The 15,737-nt window shown below is 64.5% G+C and carries 12 protein-coding genes; 10 read left to right on the plus strand and 2 right to left on the minus strand.

Annotation, left to right across the window (positions count from 1 at the left end; all coding sequences use genetic code 11):
* Nucleotides 1-5 precede the first annotated feature (5 nt).
* The 6 genes from drmB (at nt 6) to ASC92_RS17375 (ending at nt 9,806) form a co-directional block, all read left to right on the plus strand.
* On the plus strand, nt 6-1,856 hold the full coding sequence (gene drmB, locus ASC92_RS17350) for a DUF1998 domain-containing protein (protein ID WP_056518134.1): 1,851 nt from the start codon (nt 6-8) through the stop codon (nt 1,854-1,856).
* Between the two features lie 4 nt (nt 1,857-1,860).
* On the plus strand, nt 1,861-3,609 hold the full coding sequence (locus tag ASC92_RS17355) for a nuclease-related domain-containing DEAD/DEAH box helicase (protein ID WP_056518136.1): 1,749 nt from the start codon (nt 1,861-1,863) through the stop codon (nt 3,607-3,609).
* Between the two features lie 210 nt (nt 3,610-3,819).
* The gene (locus ASC92_RS17360; protein ID WP_056518138.1) at nt 3,820-4,182 is read left to right on the plus strand and encodes a hypothetical protein; all 363 of its coding nucleotides are present in this window, start codon (nt 3,820-3,822) and stop codon (nt 4,180-4,182) included.
* 169 nt (nt 4,183-4,351) lie between these two features.
* Nucleotides 4,352-7,489, plus strand: coding sequence for an SNF2-related protein (locus ASC92_RS17365; protein ID WP_056518139.1), 3,138 nt, complete (start codon nt 4,352-4,354; stop codon nt 7,487-7,489).
* A gap of 473 nt (nt 7,490-7,962) precedes the next feature.
* Nucleotides 7,963-9,333, plus strand: coding sequence for a hypothetical protein (locus ASC92_RS17370; RefSeq protein ID WP_056518141.1), 1,371 nt, complete (start codon nt 7,963-7,965; stop codon nt 9,331-9,333).
* A gap of 47 nt (nt 9,334-9,380) precedes the next feature.
* Nucleotides 9,381-9,806, plus strand: a complete 426-nt coding sequence (locus ASC92_RS17375; protein ID WP_056518143.1) for a very short patch repair endonuclease — start codon at nt 9,381-9,383, stop codon at nt 9,804-9,806.
* Nucleotides 9,807-9,987: 181 nt separating this feature from the next.
* Here the strand turns inward: ASC92_RS17375 and ASC92_RS17380 are convergent, their stop codons facing one another.
* Nucleotides 9,988-11,511, minus strand: a complete 1,524-nt coding sequence (locus ASC92_RS17380) for an NYN domain-containing protein (RefSeq protein ID WP_056518145.1) — start codon at nt 11,509-11,511, stop codon at nt 9,988-9,990.
* A 194-nt stretch (nt 11,512-11,705) separates the two neighbouring features.
* Here ASC92_RS17380 and ASC92_RS17385 point away from each other — a divergent pair, with 194 nt between their 5' ends.
* The 3 genes from ASC92_RS17385 to ASC92_RS17395 are packed head-to-tail and all read left to right on the plus strand — an operon-like array spanning nt 11,706 to nt 13,351.
* The gene (locus ASC92_RS17385) at nt 11,706-12,080 is read left to right on the plus strand and encodes a DUF2513 domain-containing protein (protein WP_056518147.1); all 375 of its coding nucleotides are present in this window, start codon (nt 11,706-11,708) and stop codon (nt 12,078-12,080) included.
* Between the two features lie 15 nt (nt 12,081-12,095).
* A complete protein-coding gene (locus tag ASC92_RS17390) occupies nt 12,096-12,803 on the plus strand; it encodes a hypothetical protein (protein WP_157609076.1) in 708 nt (235 codons plus the stop codon).
* Nucleotides 12,800-13,351 carry a hypothetical protein gene (locus ASC92_RS17395; RefSeq protein WP_056518151.1) on the plus strand — a complete coding sequence of 184 codons (552 nt, stop codon included), beginning with the start codon at nt 12,800-12,802 and terminating at the stop codon, nt 13,349-13,351. The genes ASC92_RS17390 and ASC92_RS17395 overlap by 4 nt, the downstream gene beginning before the upstream one ends.
* Before the next feature lie 885 nt (nt 13,352-14,236).
* On the opposite strand, the gene ASC92_RS29340 is transcribed toward ASC92_RS17395, so the two are convergent.
* On the minus strand, nt 14,237-14,521 hold the full coding sequence (locus ASC92_RS29340) for a hypothetical protein (RefSeq protein ID WP_235505866.1): 285 nt from the start codon (nt 14,519-14,521) through the stop codon (nt 14,237-14,239).
* Here ASC92_RS29340 and ASC92_RS29650 point away from each other — a divergent pair.
* Nucleotides 14,420-15,448: a J domain-containing protein gene (locus ASC92_RS29650; RefSeq protein WP_414820415.1), complete on the plus strand. Its 1,029-nt coding sequence runs from the start codon at nt 14,420-14,422 to the stop codon at nt 15,446-15,448. The two genes, ASC92_RS29340 and ASC92_RS29650, sit on opposite strands and share 102 nt — an antisense overlap.
* The last annotated feature ends 289 nt before the right edge of the window (nt 15,449-15,737 follow it).

Raw genomic sequence — 15,737 nt, forward strand, 5'->3', positions numbered from 1 at the left:
AGAGCGTGACCGCTGCGATCGCGGGGGTCCAGCCTCTGGGCAAGGTGAGGCGATCCCAGACGATCGCGACCTACGGCATCGGGGCGATCATCGATCTCGAGAAGGGTTCCTTCATGCCGATGGGCCTGGAGGACTGGGAAGGCGCAACCCGCCTTCCGTCCCTCACCATCGGGGAGGCACGCCTCCAGGTCCAGCTCGGCGTCAGCCACTTCAGGCTGCCACCCGTGACGGAGGATCTCGGGCACTCGGGTCGCGTCGATCCGGCGCATTCGGCGCCGGCCATACGCTTTCCGGCGTGGCACGAGTGTCCGATGTGCCATCGCATCGGCATAGAGGGCGATCCGTTCCAGCTGGCCGCCGATGGCAGCCGGCTCGAATGCGCAGGGCACTCGGGGCATGTATTCACGACCCCCGTCCGTTTCGTGCTTGCCTGCCGCAAGGGTCATATGGACGAGTTCCCTTGGGCATGGTGGGCGCACAGAAGGCGCAGCGAGGGGATCTGCGATCGGCCGTCGCTGGAGCTCAGGTCGCGCGGGAAGTCGGCCGCTCTTGCCGATCTCCATGTGCATTGCCGGAACTGCAACGCCTCGGAGTCGATGGGCGACGCATTCCGGCCGGAGAGTCTCAAGGGCATGAACTGCCGTGGTGTCCGGCCGTGGCTTCACGACCGGCAGCCGGATTGCGACGCTCCACCCCGGGTGATCCAGCGCGGTGCCTCGAACGCGCATTTCCCTGTCGTCGCTTCGGCGCTTTCGATCCCGCCGGTCTCCGAGGCCACCTTCCAGATTATCGAGGGTAACTGGATGACGCTTGGTGCGCTTCCCGGGGAAGCGGTCGGGCCCGTCCTGACGAGCCTTGCAAATGCATACGGCATTCCGCTGGACGCGCTCATGGCTGCGTACCGCGAGAAGCAGAAGATCGAGGGGATGCAGGGCGAGTTCACCGATGCCGGATCGCGAGCGGAGGAGTACGCGGCCCTGTCGAACGACCGCGACGATCCCGTCGTCGGGGGCATCGTCCCGCAATTCAGCAATGAAGTGTCGGCGCCTCCCGACGCGATCGCCCCGTGGTTCGACCTCGTCGGCGCGGTTTCCCGCCTGCGCGAGGTGAGAGCGCTCGCCGGATTCAGCCGGATCGAACCCTACCCGGTCAGCGGTGAGCGGATCGCGAAGGCCATCCAGGACGGCTTGGTCTCGCCCCTCTCGAAGGCGCCCCGTAACTGGCTTCCTGCCGCAGAGATCCGTGGCGAGGGTCTGTTTCTCCGGTTCAGGAGCGACGCCATCGAAGCGTGGGTCGCAGCGAATCCGGCGCTTGGCAAGCGCGTCCGGGTGCTGGAGGGGCGTTCCGCTGCCGTCGCGCAAGAGCGCGGACATCCCCGCGACTACCGCATCACTGCCAGGCTGCTGCTCGTCCACTCGTTCGCTCATGCACTGATCCGGACGATCTCGATCGACTGCGGATACTCATCCTCGGCGCTGCGCGAGCGGCTCTATGTGGGTGAAGCAGACGAGCTGCGCCCGGCCATGAATGGCGTCCTCATCTACACGGGGTCGCCGGATTCGGAAGGCAGTCTCGGTGGATTGGTCCGTCTGGCAGAACCGGGACAGCTGGAGCGGATCGTGCTCCAGACCATCCGCAACGCGCGCTGGTGCGGGAGCGACCCGGTCTGCCTGGAGGCCGACCCGGCCCAGTCCGGTGATCGCATCAGCGGCGCCGCGTGCCATTGCTGCCTGTTGGTGCCCGAGACGGCGTGCGAGAAGTTCAACCGCGAGCTGGATCGCACGATGCTCGTCGGCTCCCCCGAGTCTTCCGAATTCGGCGACTGGCAAGGCTATTTCGGAAACCAGGCGGACTGACGCGATGGCGACACTGATTCCAGACCAGCCCAAGGACTGCAAGTACGGCGAGCGGATCGTCTATGAGAAGCTTGGCCGGGACCTGGATGCCGACTGGATCTGCATGCACTCTCTCGGTCTGCACGGGCACGAGACAAAGATCTGGGGCGAGGCCGATATCGTCGTGCTCTCGACCAGGGGCTTCTTCTCGCTGGAAGTGAAGGGCGGAAAGGTCGCCTGTCGCAACGGCGTATGGGTATTCGGCGAGCCTGGCGGACTGACGTACGAGAAGCGCGAAGACCCTTGGACGCAGGCCAAGGGGACGATGTTCGCGGTCCGCAAGAGGCTTGTCGAGGCCGACGCGGGATTCAGGGACTTGCTTGACGGCTTCGGCGTCGTCATGCCCATGGAGACCTTCACGACGACGGGCGCGGAGATCGAGCCCGCGGTGCTTCTCGACAAGCGCGAATTCAGGAGGAACCTGGGCTACTACATCGGGCAGCTCCACCGTCATTGGATGGCCACCTACCAGGCCAAGCACGGTCGCACGCCGAGGCTGCCCACGCGGGCAGACATACAGCGGGCCCGGCAGATCCTTCGACCCGATGTTGACTCCGCCTTCAGCCTGGGAAGCTACCTGACGGGTGTCGAGTCCAGACTGGTGCAGCTCTCCCGCGACCAGATTCGCGCATCGCGACGCATGTCAGCCAACCCGCGCACGATCGTGAGGGGCAAGGCCGGCACGGGCAAGACCGTCATTGCTGTCGAGCGGGCGAGGCAGCTTGCCGCCGAAGGGTGCAGGGTTCTCTTCCTCTGCTTCAACCAGCTCCTCGCCGAGCACATCCGCACCGGGATGTCCGCTGATCCTCTGGCGCAGAACATCGACGTGCGACACGTGCACGCGCTATACCGCGATGTCATCGCCAAGGCAGGCATGCTCGATCGGCTTGAGGCCGCACCGAACACGCAGCAACTGTTCGCGGAGGTGTTCCCGCGCACCTTCGTCGAAGCCGCGCTGGAGTGCGGCCTTCCTTCATGGGATGTGCTCGTGATCGACGAGGCCCAGGATCTGCTCACGCCCGACAACATCGACGCCTTCGACCTGATGCTCGGAGACGCAGGAATCAATCGTGGACGCTGGCACATCTTCTTCGATCGCAACCAGAACATCTACGGCGTCGACGTGCAGGATCAGGTAAACAGGCGTCTCGCCGAGGCGCAGCCTGCCTTCGACGACCTGTTCGAGAACTGCCGCAACACCCGCCAGGTCGCCGTGCAGTCATCGATCATTTCCGGCATCGATCTGGCGATCGAAGGTGCACCCGAAGGGCCGGAGTGCGACAACATCTACAGCCGCGATCGGAAGGCGCTGAAGGCCATGCTCGAGGCCACGGTGGCCAGACTCCTCAAACAGGATGTCCGTCCGCAGGACATCGCCATCCTCTCCACCCGGACTCGCGAGAATTCGCTGGTGGCCGATGTCCGTGATTTGGCGAGGGTGCCGCTTGTGGATGCTGCCTCGGCTAAGGATGGCGACATGGTCTTCTCCACCATGCACGCCTTCAAGGGGCTGGAGCGGCTCGTCGTGCTGGCTATCGACCTGGACGGCATGGGCGAACCCGAAAGGTCGATGCTCCACTACGCCGGCCTGTCGCGGGCCCGGGGACTGCTGCATGTCCTGCTGCCCGAAGCGTCCCGCGCCCCGTACGGGAAACAGGCCGGGGCCTTCGCCGCGAGAATGCCCGATCACATGTCCAGCACTCGGGCGTCCTGACAGTCCTGCTCCATGGAAGCGATCCGATCCTTCGAACGGCCGATCCTCGCCCCGCCCCGCGAATTTCGAGTGCGGCACGAAGAGCCGGAAGGGGCAAGCGGGGGGCAACCCGGGAACCATCGGGGGACGTGGTGATGAACGTGGTTCTTCACGGGCAGGCTCGGGCGGCCGGTCAGCAGCCAGAAGTTCAGATGAAAGCTTGAGGAAATCATGCAGAACCAGATCTTCGATTCGCTCGTCGCCAGGCTGGGGGAGCATTTCGGGACGGGTCGTCCGCTCGACAGTGGCACAGGGGTTCAGTTCCGGTCGGCTCGGCGTGGCAAGCTCACCGTCTATCACGCGAATCTCGCCACCGGGAACCAGGCCGAAGTGGCGTTCGAGCCAGTGTCCATGGCCAGGCGGCTCTCGATGTCAGAGGGGGAGATCCGTGCGCTGGTTGCCGAATTCCGGGCTCGGACGGGCCGCGACGTGTGGCCAGACCCGCAGTTCAATTGGCCGCGGGTCGGCTTTGTCGACGCTGCACATGTCGAAGCGATCGTGACCGTCATCGAGAACAATCTCGGGGCCGCTTGATAGGACAAGGGCCACGAATCATGTCCGGGCTCACTCGGTCGCGCTGGTGGCGCAATGCATACCCCTCCGCCGGGCGGTGGGCCGGTTCGCTGTCCTTTGCAAAGTGGAGGGGCTCACGTGATCAGGCTCGCGTTCGCAATCACGACCCGATGACAACGGTGCAGGTGCCATGACGATCGAATTTCACGCCGGGCTGCGTGTTCGCCTGAAGTCGAATCCGGTGCGCGCCGGCGTGCTCTCGGGCGAGAAGACCGGGAACCCGATCTCACCGAGATGGCAGGTGATCTTTCCTGACCGGACCGATTTCGTGCCGGGCCTGGCTTTGGAGCCGGCACCTGAGGAAGGTTCGAACCCCTACGACGACATGCGCAAGCTGCGGTTCGGCAAGCCGCGGGACCTGCGTTCGGCACTTACGCACGCCAGGCTGGGCGGGAAGCTCGCCGACCTGATCTACAGCCTGTACACGACCAACACCGATTTCTACGCCTACCAGTTCAAGCCCGTGCTGTCGTTTCTGGATTCGCCCTCGCGCGGCATCCTGATCGCCGACGAGGTTGGGCTGGGCAAGACCATCGAGGCCGGGCTGATCTGGACCGAGCTGCGCAGCCGTGAGGATGCGCGCCGGTTGCTGGTCGTGTGCCCCGCGATGCTGCAGGACAAGTGGAAGCAGGAGCTGGCGGACCGATTCGGCGTGGACGCGCGCAAATGCGGCGCGCAGGAGGCCGTGGAGGTCCTCGAGCATGCGGCCGGCAATTCGCGGGCTTCCTTTGCGATCATCGCCAGCATGCAGGGGCTGCGTGGCCTTTCCGACTTGCCTGAAGACGATGACGAGGAACAGTCGCTGGCTGCCCGGCTGCGACGGGTCGCCGACGACAGTACCGGCGACGATGCCGCGCTCGACCTGGTGATCGTCGACGAGGCGCACTACATGCGGAACCCGGAGACGCAGACGGCGCGGCTCGGGCAGATCCTGCGGCGCATGACGAACAACCTTGTCCTGCTGTCCGCGACTCCGGTGCATCTCCGCAACTCCGACCTGTTCCACTTGCTGAACCTGGTCGACAGCGACTCGTTCCCGCACGAGTGGTCGTTCGATCATGCGTTGCAGGAGAACGCACCGCTGATCAGGCTGCGTGACCTGCTGCTGCAGGGCAAACCGGACGTCGAGGCGATCGGGGCGACTCTCGATGACGTGAGGGGCTCCGCGGTGGCCGTTCGCAGCGAAGCGCTGCAGTTCCTCCTGGCGTCGCCGCCCAGTGCGGAGACCCTCTCGTCCGTGAGTCATCGCCTGGCACTGGCCGAGCAGATCGACCGGATCAACCCCATCACCAAGGTCGTCACCCGGACACGCAAGCGGGATGTCCACGAGCGCCGTGTGGTGCGTCAGCCTATCGCGTTGCGCGTGGCCATGACGCCGATCGAAGCCGACTTCTACGACCAGGTGACGGCCGCCGTGCGGAAGTATTGCCGGGATCTCGACATGGCCGAGGGCTTCCTGTTGACGATTCCCCAGCGGCAGATGTGCAGTTCCATGGCCGCAGCGTGTCGATCGTGGTCGCGACGCAGCAGCGAACTGGACGATGAGATCGACCAGATCCTCTGGGATGCCTTCGGCGAGGATGCGTCCCTCGATGCCAGGGCCCGAAAGCGTCCGAATGCCGACAGCCTGATCGCCCAGCTTGCGCGCATCGCGCGCGACGTGGGCAACTTCGAGGCCTTGCGCCGACACGATTCGAAGTTCGAAAATCTGCGCGACCAGCTGCTCGCGTACTGGAAGACGAACAGCGGCGCCAAGGTCGTGTTGTTCGCGTACTTCCGTGACACGCTGACTTACCTTGCCGAACGATTCGCGGAAATTGGCATTGACTCGGTCGTGCTGATGGGCGGTATGGACAAGCCGGCCGCTCTCGCACGCTTCCGGGCCACTGACGGGCCGCGCCTGCTGCTGGCATCGGAGGTCGCGAGCGAGGGCATCGACCTGCAGTTCTCCTCGCTGCTGGTCAATTACGACCTGCCATGGAACCCCATGCGGATCGAGCAGCGCATCGGCCGCATCGACCGTATCGGGCAGAAGGCAGCGCGCATCGTCATCCTCAATCTCTTTCTCGGCGGATCACTTGACGAGCGCGTGTACGTCCGCCTTTTCGAGCGCCTCCGGATCTTCGAGCGTGCGCTCGGCAGCCTCGAAGGAATCCTGGGCGAGATGATCCGGGTGATGAGTTTCGACCTGCTGCAACACGACCTGACGGAGGAGGAGGAAGCGGGCGTGATCGAACAGACATGCGTGGCAGTCGAGCAGCGGTCACGGATCGAGGAGAACCTGGAGCAGGAGGCGGGACGTCTGGTGGCGCATGGTGACTACCTCCAGCATCGGATCGCCGCGGCCAGGGAGCTCAATCGGTATGTGACTTCGGAAGACCTGCAGTCGTACGTCGGTGATTTCATCGGCGAGTACTGCCAGGGCGCCCAGCTGGTTCGTGTCGGCGAGGGGGACCCGGCCCTGTGGGAGATCGATCTCGGCCCCCCGGCAAGGGCTGCGTTTGCCGACTTTCTGGAGAAAGAGCGCTTGCAGGGCAAGACGAGGCTTGCGATAGCTGCCAGTGGTCGCCAGCCCTGCGTATTCGAGAACGTCCTCAAGCGGGGCCGGATCGACGCGGAATCGATTTCTCAGTATCACCCGCTTGTCGCGTTCGTGCGTCGGCGACTGGAGGCCGAGGAGCGGCATCGACATGCAGTGGTGTCGGCGGTTCGCCTCCCTGGGGATGCAGTCCGTGGAGTTGGAGCTGGAGTCGGGGTGCATGTGTTCGCGGTCACACGATGGAGCATCAGCGGCGAACAGGACTCGGAGCGCCTCGCGTTCGAGGTCTTCAGGTCGGGAGCGCCCGGCAGCCTCTCCGCCGACGACGCCGAGCGCCTGGTAACGATGGCTGTGATGCAGGGTCTGCCATGGCCGGCAGCTCACGGACAGCTGGATGGCGACACCATTGGTGACTGCTTCGAAACGGTCATGGATGCGCTCGACGGCAGGTACCAGGAATACACGGCCGGCGCAGGGCGGGAGAACCGGGACAGGGTGAGTTTCCAGCTGGACCAGGTCGACAGGCAGGAGGCACGCGAGATCCAGCGTCTGCAGGAAATGATCGGTCGTCTGCGGCAGCAGGGAAAGTTGCGGACGATCAAGGCGAACCAGGGGCGTCTCGCCAAGATCCGCGAAAGGGCAGCCGAGCGTCGGGCGAGGCTGCAGAACCGGAGGGAAGTGCGGCACGAGTCGATGCTCGTCTGTGCGGGGGTTGTACTGATCGATTGAGGACGGGTCAACAAGTCAAGGAGAAGAGGATGAAGAGGTTGGGAACGCAGCTGAGGGATGCGTTGGAGGCCCTCGGACTCGGCGTCCGCAAGGCCGATTCGAGCGAGCCGGGGACCGGCTCCGGTCAACCGCCCGGCAGGCTGGCGCAAAAACCCGACGCGGTGGGGAGGGCGGCGCCGGCAGTGCCACCTCGAGGCGCGACGGGACCCGTGCGTCAGGCCTCCCCCGCGCCGACCACCGGCGGATCACCCGGCGGACGAAATCGCCTGACCACGAAAACGCGGCAACCGGCACTGTCGCCAGTACCAGGGCGAGCGGAGGTCCGGCCGGAACAGGCGGTCGTTGCGAAGCCGCCGCGGCCGAGATCGCGGCTGCTTCGTAGCGGTGACTTTCATCCACATCCGCTTTTCGCCGATGATCCCGCCGACGGCGGTTCTCTACCCGCACTGGGGTACCGTGGAACGGAACGACAGTTGACCATGCAGCCGGAGAACGAGACGGACCTCATCATCGGTCTCGATTTCGGCACTTCCGCAACCAAGGCAGTCATCCGGGATTCATTTGCGGCCACGGGAGTCTTTCCTGTCCCTCTGAATGGCGCGCATCCCGGCATCAATGGCTACCTGCTTCCGACGCGCGTTTTCCGGACCGGCGAAACCTATTCGCTGGAGCAGGGCACGCATCGCGTCGCGAACCTCAAGCTCGGGCTGCTTGCCTGCAGGGCGAAGAGCCCGGTGACGGAATTCAACGACTGCTGTGCTTTCCTTGCATTCGTCATCCGCCGGGCCCGGAGCTGGCTGTTCACAGAGCATGGCGACATCTACCGGCGGCATGCGCTGAACTGGCGCCTGAACCTGGGTCTGGCGGCGCGCTCCTATCAGGACAAGGACACCGTGACCTTGTTCCGGCGGCTGGCCTGGGCTGCAGCGAATCTGGCGGCTGATCCTGGTGCAGACACCATTACCCTCGAGAAGGTCGACCACTACCGTCTCCGCTCGCTCTCGGCAGCCTCGGACGAGCCGGCCGGAGTGGCGGACTTCGACTGGTCGGGCGTGGACGCCGTACCCGAGGTAAGTGCCCAATTGCAGGGCTTCATGTCGTCCGCCCGATGGGACTGGAACTCCAGGCCGGTGATGATGCTGGTCGATGTGGGCGCAGGCACCGTGGATTCCGCGATGTTCCACGTTCGTGCATCGGCCGACGGCGGTGGCGTGCTGACCTTCTACTCGAGCCGGGTTGAGCCCAACGGCGCGATGAATCTGCATCGTGCACGTGTCGACTGGCTGCTATCACTTCTTCCAGATGCCGGCAACGATGAGGCGACAGGCGCACACCTTGCCGCAATCTCGATGCCCACCGACAGGTTGCGCCCCATTCCGGAATCGGTGCGAGAGTACCTGCCTGCCTATCAGCTCGAGGTCATTGGACAGGATGTCGACGAAGACTTCTTCGTCAAACGCTATCGGGCGGAGGTCGCCGGGAGCATCAACGACGCGAAGGTGGGGAAGGGCCTGCCGAGCACGCAACTCCAGCGCGTCCCCTTGCTGCTCTGCGGTGGCGGATCGCGCATGCGCTTCTATGGCCGCATCGGGGAGGCCATCAACACGACGCCAGGTTGGCGGGTCGGCGTCGAGATCGTGCGCCTGCCCGTGCCGCGAGACCTCGTCGACACAGGGTGGCACGCCGACGATTTTGATCGGCTGTCGGTAGCGTATGGCTTGAGCCTCGCGGGTCACGGCGGGACCACGCTCGGCACGATCGTTCGGGCAATTGACGTGCCTGAAATACGACCCTATCTTCCGGCCGAACGGGAAGACAGGTTCGTCTCGAAGGACCAGATGTGAGGGTGCGATTGACCGAAACGGTGTCGAGGGCGGGGCCGGGGTGAGTGATGGTTGACATCGTCGACCGAGCCACGCGCTCGAGAATGATGGCCGCTATCGGCCCCGCCAACACAGCGCCCGAGCTTTCCGTTCGGAGGTACCTGCACGGCACGGGTCTTCGGTTTCGCCTTCATGACGGTCGGCTCCCGGGCAAGCCCGATATCGTCCTTCCTCGCCATCGCGTCGCGATCTTCGTGCATGGCTGTTTCTGGCACCGTCACAGCGGGTGCAGACTGGCCACCACGCCTGCGTCGAATCCCGATTTCTGGGAAAAGAAATTCTGCGGCAATGTGGAAAGGGACGCGGCGAAATCGGCTCTCCTGGAACGCCTTGGATGGACTGTCCTCACCATCTGGGAGTGCGAAGCCCGGGACCCTGTCAGGCTTGACGGGCTGTATTGGTCTATCAGGGCCCAGAGCGCGGAACTTGAATGACAGGATGCGGAAGGGCAGGATGCGCTACTGAAGGCGCTCGCGGATCGGCGATGTCGCGCATCCATTGGAATCCCGCGCCTCGCGGTGCCTGCGGCCGCCATGCAGCGAACGCACGCAGCCCGGCGCCTGCGCCTGGTGGTCGAGACCGCCACGCGGCGCTGTCAGGTGGACCGCCGAGCTGCTAGACGTCGGACGCGGCCTGCGGACTGCGAGCCCAGTTGCGCAGCTGGGCCTCCTGCGCATCGTCGAGGAGCAACTGTTCCCGCCGGCACAGGTCCAGGACGCTGTCCACGAACTTCTGACCCATGGTGTCCTGGGCTACAGGGTTGCTTCCGAATGAGTGCCCTCCGAGCACGATGCCCTTGAGCACGAAGCTCACATCGCTGCGGCTGATTGGGTGGCCCGTGTCTCGGCATCGATCCCGGACCCGCTTACCCGTGTCGGTCAGCAGGAACGGGTGCTCTGAGAGGTCGGCTGCCAGGCAACCGAGCAGGAAGCGAAACTCTGTTGGCGATAGCAGCGGCATGCCTGTCGCAGCATGCACTTGAGTCAAGAGCGGCAACAGGTGGTTGTCAGGCCCCCAATCTTCGGTGGCACCAGTGCGGGACTCGGCCGCTGTCGGCGCGGTAAGACGAGGATCAATCACCCGCCCACTCCCCGCGGACCAATCCACCTTCAACGGCGAGAGGTTCAACGCCTCCATGAATTTGCGAAACGTCCCCTTGCCGCCCCAGTCGGCTGCAATAGGGCCGAACTGGTCGGTGATCAATTGCGCCAGACGCCCGCAGGGCACCGGCCTCCGGGCCTTCGATACCTCGTCCCGAACCAGTTGCGCCACGCCATCGAGCCCGCTTTCTGCGATCTGGGCGGACTTCTGAGTGGACATGACCGTCCGATCCGGCAGCGCGTGGCGTTCTGGATCTGCGACGAGGCCCAGTTCCCAGTTCACCAGGAGCGGTTCGAGCTTCAGCGAGTTCAGCAACCCACGGAAGCTGTTGAAGCCAGCCCAGTTGGCTGCATCGAGCCCCTGCACTTCAACTGGGGCCTTGCTCGCCAGCCAGGCCAGTGCCACCGGCCTGGCCGAATCACTCACGGTCCTGGCGATGAACCTCGCCACGCCACTGGCGACGTCTGCCTGCGACCGCACAGGTGCGACCGGCGCTGGCAGCTCTTCCGCCTCTGACTCGTAAAAGCCAAGTCCGGCACGGACGAACTCATCCTGGTCGATCAAAAGGTCGGCCGACGCCTGGTAGGCGGCCGAGGGGAATCCGATGGCCAGGACGGTTGTGCGCCGATCCCAGCGCCTGAGCTTGCGCAGCACGGGTGTGAAGTCCGCATCGGCCGAGAAGACGATGAATTCGTCATAGTGGACGTCGTGCTGCAGCAGATCGACGATGTCCAACACCATGTGGATGTCAGTGCTGGTCTTGCCCTCGCTGGTCATGGCCGGGCAATCGATGATCTCGAAACCGGCACGGTTGAACGCGGGACGGAAACGCTGGTAGACCTGTGGATTGAGATAGCAACGCCGCACGAGCAGTCGGCGATTGGACCCGGACGGTGCATGAGGCGGCGCGGGCAGCGATTCGGTCAACCACCGAATCCAGGTCAGGGGTTGTGACGCAAACCGATCGGCGACAGCGGGATCAAGCCGGCGCAGGCCCGAAAAGACGTTGTCAAAGTCTACAAACAGGGCGCTCTTCATTGTTCGAATTCTTGGTTTCTCGACGAAGCCGACATCATCGCCGCTTGCTTCGATGGGTGCTACGGTGAAACGTGTGCCGCCCTTTGGTGAGGTCTCGGCGTTGCCCCAATCAACCTGTCGTCATGCTCAGCCTATGAGCGCCACGTGGTCGCCGGTCTAGGCGTGCCAGGACTTCGGCCTCACAATGCCCTCCCATGAAACGCGACTGGGACACCATCCGCTCCGTCCTCGAAGAGATTGAGGGCTTGGGCGAACAGCAGTTCCAGGGAGCCCAGTACTCCTACGGCCAAGACACGCCGCCCGATGAGACCGAGAGGGTGCGACACCTGCTCCTGCTGCGCGATGCTGGGTTCATCCAGGGCGTCCGCTTCGACTCCCTCGGTGGGCCGGGCATTGCATCTCCCGAGTTGACCTGGGAGGGGCACGAGCTTCTGGACATCATCCGATCCAAGACGGTCTGGACCAAGGTCAAGTCGATGGCCAAGGACAAGGGGCTGGAGCTGTCGCTGGATGCAGTGAAGGCCCTGGGCAAGGTGGCGCTTGACCAGGTGATCGGCGGGATCGCGTAGCAGATGCCGGTCTCCTTGCCCGACAATCCCGCCATCGTCGCCGCCATCAAGGCCGCCATCCCGAATCCGCCCGAGTGGTGCTTGTTCTGGCAGTGGTCCTGGGAGTTGACCTGCATGCCTCGCAACGAGTGGGCCGCTTGGGTCCAGGCTGTCGGCGCCATCGTTGCCCTCTACGTCGCCATCAAGGCGCCCCAGTGGCTGGCCGCTCGTGAGCGCAAGCGCATTCGACGTGGGTACTTCGCCGTGATAGGCCTCGACCTACGCACCGGCCGCGTGCTGGCTCAGACCTACCTCAGGGGGCGTGTGCAGTCTCCGGCCTATCGGGTGCCCTTGCACGGCCTCGCGACCGCGCTCCCGGCCCTGGTGGCTGACGAGACCCTGGACACGACGCAGACGGCCGCGCTCTCCGACTGGTACTTGGACGCCACCAGCTTCAACGATTGCCTGGACCTCACGGCGGAGCTGCGACGCGACAAGGGCGCTTGGCGGGGCGAGGTCAGCCGCAACATGCTCAAGGCCGAGCACCTGATCGCAGGCACCGACCCACGCCGGCCAACCCGGTACGACGACGCCATGCTCGTCCTTCGTCAGCACATGACCAAGGCGCTCCGGTATCGCATCGACCGGCATTGGTGGAGGCTCGTGGGTCCAGTGGTCTTCAAGCGGATGCCGAAGGACCAGGTGACGGGCCAGAACCGCTCGAAGGACCTTGAAAACGCATGAACGCGGCATCGGCTTCGCTCAGCCTGGATCAGTGGATTCAGATCGCCAACGCGGTCGGCACATGGGTGGCCGGCCTCGGCACGCTGGCAGCGGTCATCGTCTCGCTGTGGCTTGCGCTCGACTCTCGCCGTGTGCGCCTCAAGACCCGCGTCGGCATCTACTGGCTCATACCCGGAGACGGCACGCAGCGCACCGAGTTCGTCAACTTTGACGTGACCAACGTGGCCGAGAGGCCCGTGACCATTTCATCGGTGGGCTGGGTGATCGGCAGGGGGAAGGCGAGGAGGTTTGCGCTGCAGGACGTCTCGCAGATGCTGGACGACGTGCCCAGGCGATTGGATCACGGGCAGAAGGCGAACTTCGCCACCGAGTTGTCGCGCAGCGCATGGTTGGGCTACATCGCGGACTTTGTACAGGAAAGCCCAATCAAGACCATGCGCGGCACCGTCACCACTTCGGTGGGCACTATTGTCGAAGCAGAGCTGGCACCGGAGTTGGTGCAGCGCATTCAGGTCGTGCTTGACGCGCGTGCTGCCGCTAAGCCGTAGCCGCTGCTGCCTCCGTCGTCCAGCACACGGTTCTTGCCTCCGGCGTGCCGTGTCGCCCACACGGGGCGCATGCGCTCTTGGAGGACGGCGGGGACTCGGCCAGCGTCACCCCTTCGAGTCAGGTCGCATTCGAGCGAGAAACGCGAACACGGCCTGCTCACGGCGCTCTTCACAGTCCACGACGGTGGACACCAGGTGATCGAAGGTTGCCCGATGTATCCCCTTCCTGCGCAGCCTCGCTTCGGCCTTCTCCTGTTTGCGCCACGAGCGACCAATTTCGCCTTCCGATTGGCTCGCATAGGCCACGCTGGCACAGAGCCGGCAGCGAAATGCGCCTCTGCACAGGTAGAGCACCGCCGCGCGCCGACCACAACACGGACAAGCGAACCAGGGACGACATCCTCCGTATGTGCATGCGGTGCGCTCGAGCCTGACCCGATGGTCGCCTGGCCGGCCCTCGGTCGCATAGCGCAGCCACAGGACATCGGACTCGGCGCGCGTGCCGATGATCCCCACTCTTTGGCCAGCGCGGCTCCATCCCGAAGAGCCGGATACACCTGGCGCCAGGAGCCCGGCGCGCTGCAGCATGCGCACGTCTACGCGCAGGCACTGTTCGGCTTTCACCTTCCAGCCAGGCCGGCCGGCTCCGTATCTGATCCCGCCACGTCCCATGTTCGGCGCTCCACAGAATACGAAATCATCAGGCAACTCATCGGCAGCCCTGAAGCATCGCTGGAATTGACCCTAGAAAAATTTCGAGGTCCTGCCCCGCGCCTGTCGAGCAATCTGCGATAGGGCAGAGCAGCGGAGATTCGGCCACTAGTCGCCCTCCTGCAACTCATGACAATCGTCCCATTGCGATCTAAAAGCTGCCTCGGTAGGCTGTCAAAAAGCAAAGCGATAGGCGGGGCAGATGACGACTGAACTCGGATCCGGCGGGCGCTGCGCGGTGATGCCACCCGATTCAGCCATGCTGCCACCTTGGCTGGAGGAGCGAGCCAACATCGTGGAGAGGCTTTTATGGTGAATCATTTTCGCCGCTCCCCACCCTTCTACGACATCCTGCAGATATCGCGCGGCGCAAGCGCTGCCGTCGTTCGTGCGTCCTATCGCGCGCTTGCTCAGAACTGCCATCCCGACAAGAACACCGCCGATCCACAGCGTGCGCATCGAGACATGCAGGCGCTCAACGAAGCATACAAGGTGCTGTCGAATCCCGAACTCCGTTCGAAATACGATTCGGAACTGCGCGAGTTGGATGCCGAGGTAGAGGACGCAGTGCGCCGGACTGGGGACAGGGAGCGACAAGAAGCGTGGAGAGACGGGCAAGCCGCTGGCGCCGCGTCTGCGGCCGCAGCGCGTCCGCCACCGCCACCACCTCCTCCTTCACCTCCTCCTCCACCACGACCGCCGCCGCCGCCGCCACCGCCACCTGCGCCTGCGCAACCGAGGCAACAGGCCGGCCATCGCTACGAGGGGACAGCTGCATCGGCATCGGTCCACCGGGTCAATGCGGACATGGATGGGACCTGGAAACCACGCCGCGTCGTGCCTACGCCATGGCGCGGATGGGTCCTTGGCGGGCTAATCTGGGTGATGGTCTCTTGGGCAGTTATCGAGGTTTTGCCCATCGGCCCCGACGCCCCGCGCGTTTCCACTGGGGCGTCGGGTGCTGCGCCCGCTGCCAAGGGACCGCGCCTCGTGCCGGTGGACCATGACCCGTTCGCCAATGCTGCGCCCAAGGCACCCGCGCCTTCTGCTCCCCCGCCGGCGCTGGCGCCGCGTGAATCGGAGTCAGAGCTGCAGGCCAGAGCGCAATACAACCAGGAACTCGCGCGCCTGGAGCAGCTGGTTCCTCTGATCGACCCTGAACACTCCTTTGCCTTTGATCAGCAATTCGTCCAGGACGTCATAGACCGCAAGAAAGCGGCTTGGAGCATGGGGACCAGTCAGATCGAAGCGCTCGGCGTGGCCTTGCAAGAGGCCTGCCGAGCCGAAATCGAAATCAATGCCGATTGCGCTCGGACCCAAGACGCGAATGCGCAATGCGCCTTGGCGCGTGTGCGAGCCTTTTATTGTTCGAGAGGAAGAAACTAGCAGGGCTGGTTCGCGCCGAGCGATTGATCACCATCCTCCGTCCGCGCGGATGTCGTCGTTTCGGTGCTGAGGAACGCTGGACACCGCTGCGACATCGTCGCTAGCTCTGACGCCAGCCCGGGCCCGAACCCGGAAGCCGTGTGCTCCTGGCATTCCCATCCTGTAGACGCCTTTCCCGCAAGGTGCCTGCACTCGACGCAACGCCGGCGGTCGTCGCCTTCCACATCGCGCAGGTGCAATTGCTCGGCGAGGTCGTCCGCATCGACCTCTCCGAGCCCGCGCCCGAGTA

The sequence above is a fragment of the Variovorax sp. Root411 genome (genome assembly GCF_001425205.1).
Classification (GTDB): Bacteria; Pseudomonadota; Gammaproteobacteria; order Burkholderiales; family Burkholderiaceae_C; genus Variovorax.

What these genes read in the sequence shown, in the direction of transcription:
- ASC92_RS17360 (WP_056518138.1), top strand. Translation starts at nt 3,820, where the DNA reads ATGCAGAACCAGATCTTCGATTCGCTCGTCGCCAGGCTGGGGGAGCAT.
- ASC92_RS17380 (WP_056518145.1), bottom strand. Translation starts at nt 11,511, where the DNA reads ATGAAGAGCGCCCTGTTTGTAGACTTTGACAACGTCTTTTCGGGCCTG.
- ASC92_RS17355 (WP_056518136.1), top strand. Translation starts at nt 1,861, where the DNA reads ATGGCGACACTGATTCCAGACCAGCCCAAGGACTGCAAGTACGGCGAG.
- ASC92_RS17385 (WP_056518147.1), top strand. Translation starts at nt 11,706, where the DNA reads ATGAAACGCGACTGGGACACCATCCGCTCCGTCCTCGAAGAGATTGAG.
- ASC92_RS17365 (WP_056518139.1), top strand. Translation starts at nt 4,352, where the DNA reads ATGACGATCGAATTTCACGCCGGGCTGCGTGTTCGCCTGAAGTCGAAT.
- ASC92_RS29340 (WP_235505866.1), bottom strand. Translation starts at nt 14,521, where the DNA reads ATGCGCACGCTGTGGATCGGCGGTGTTCTTGTCGGGATGGCAGTTCTG.
- ASC92_RS17375 (WP_056518143.1), top strand. Translation starts at nt 9,381, where the DNA reads ATGGTTGACATCGTCGACCGAGCCACGCGCTCGAGAATGATGGCCGCT.
- ASC92_RS17395 (WP_056518151.1), top strand. Translation starts at nt 12,800, where the DNA reads ATGAACGCGGCATCGGCTTCGCTCAGCCTGGATCAGTGGATTCAGATC.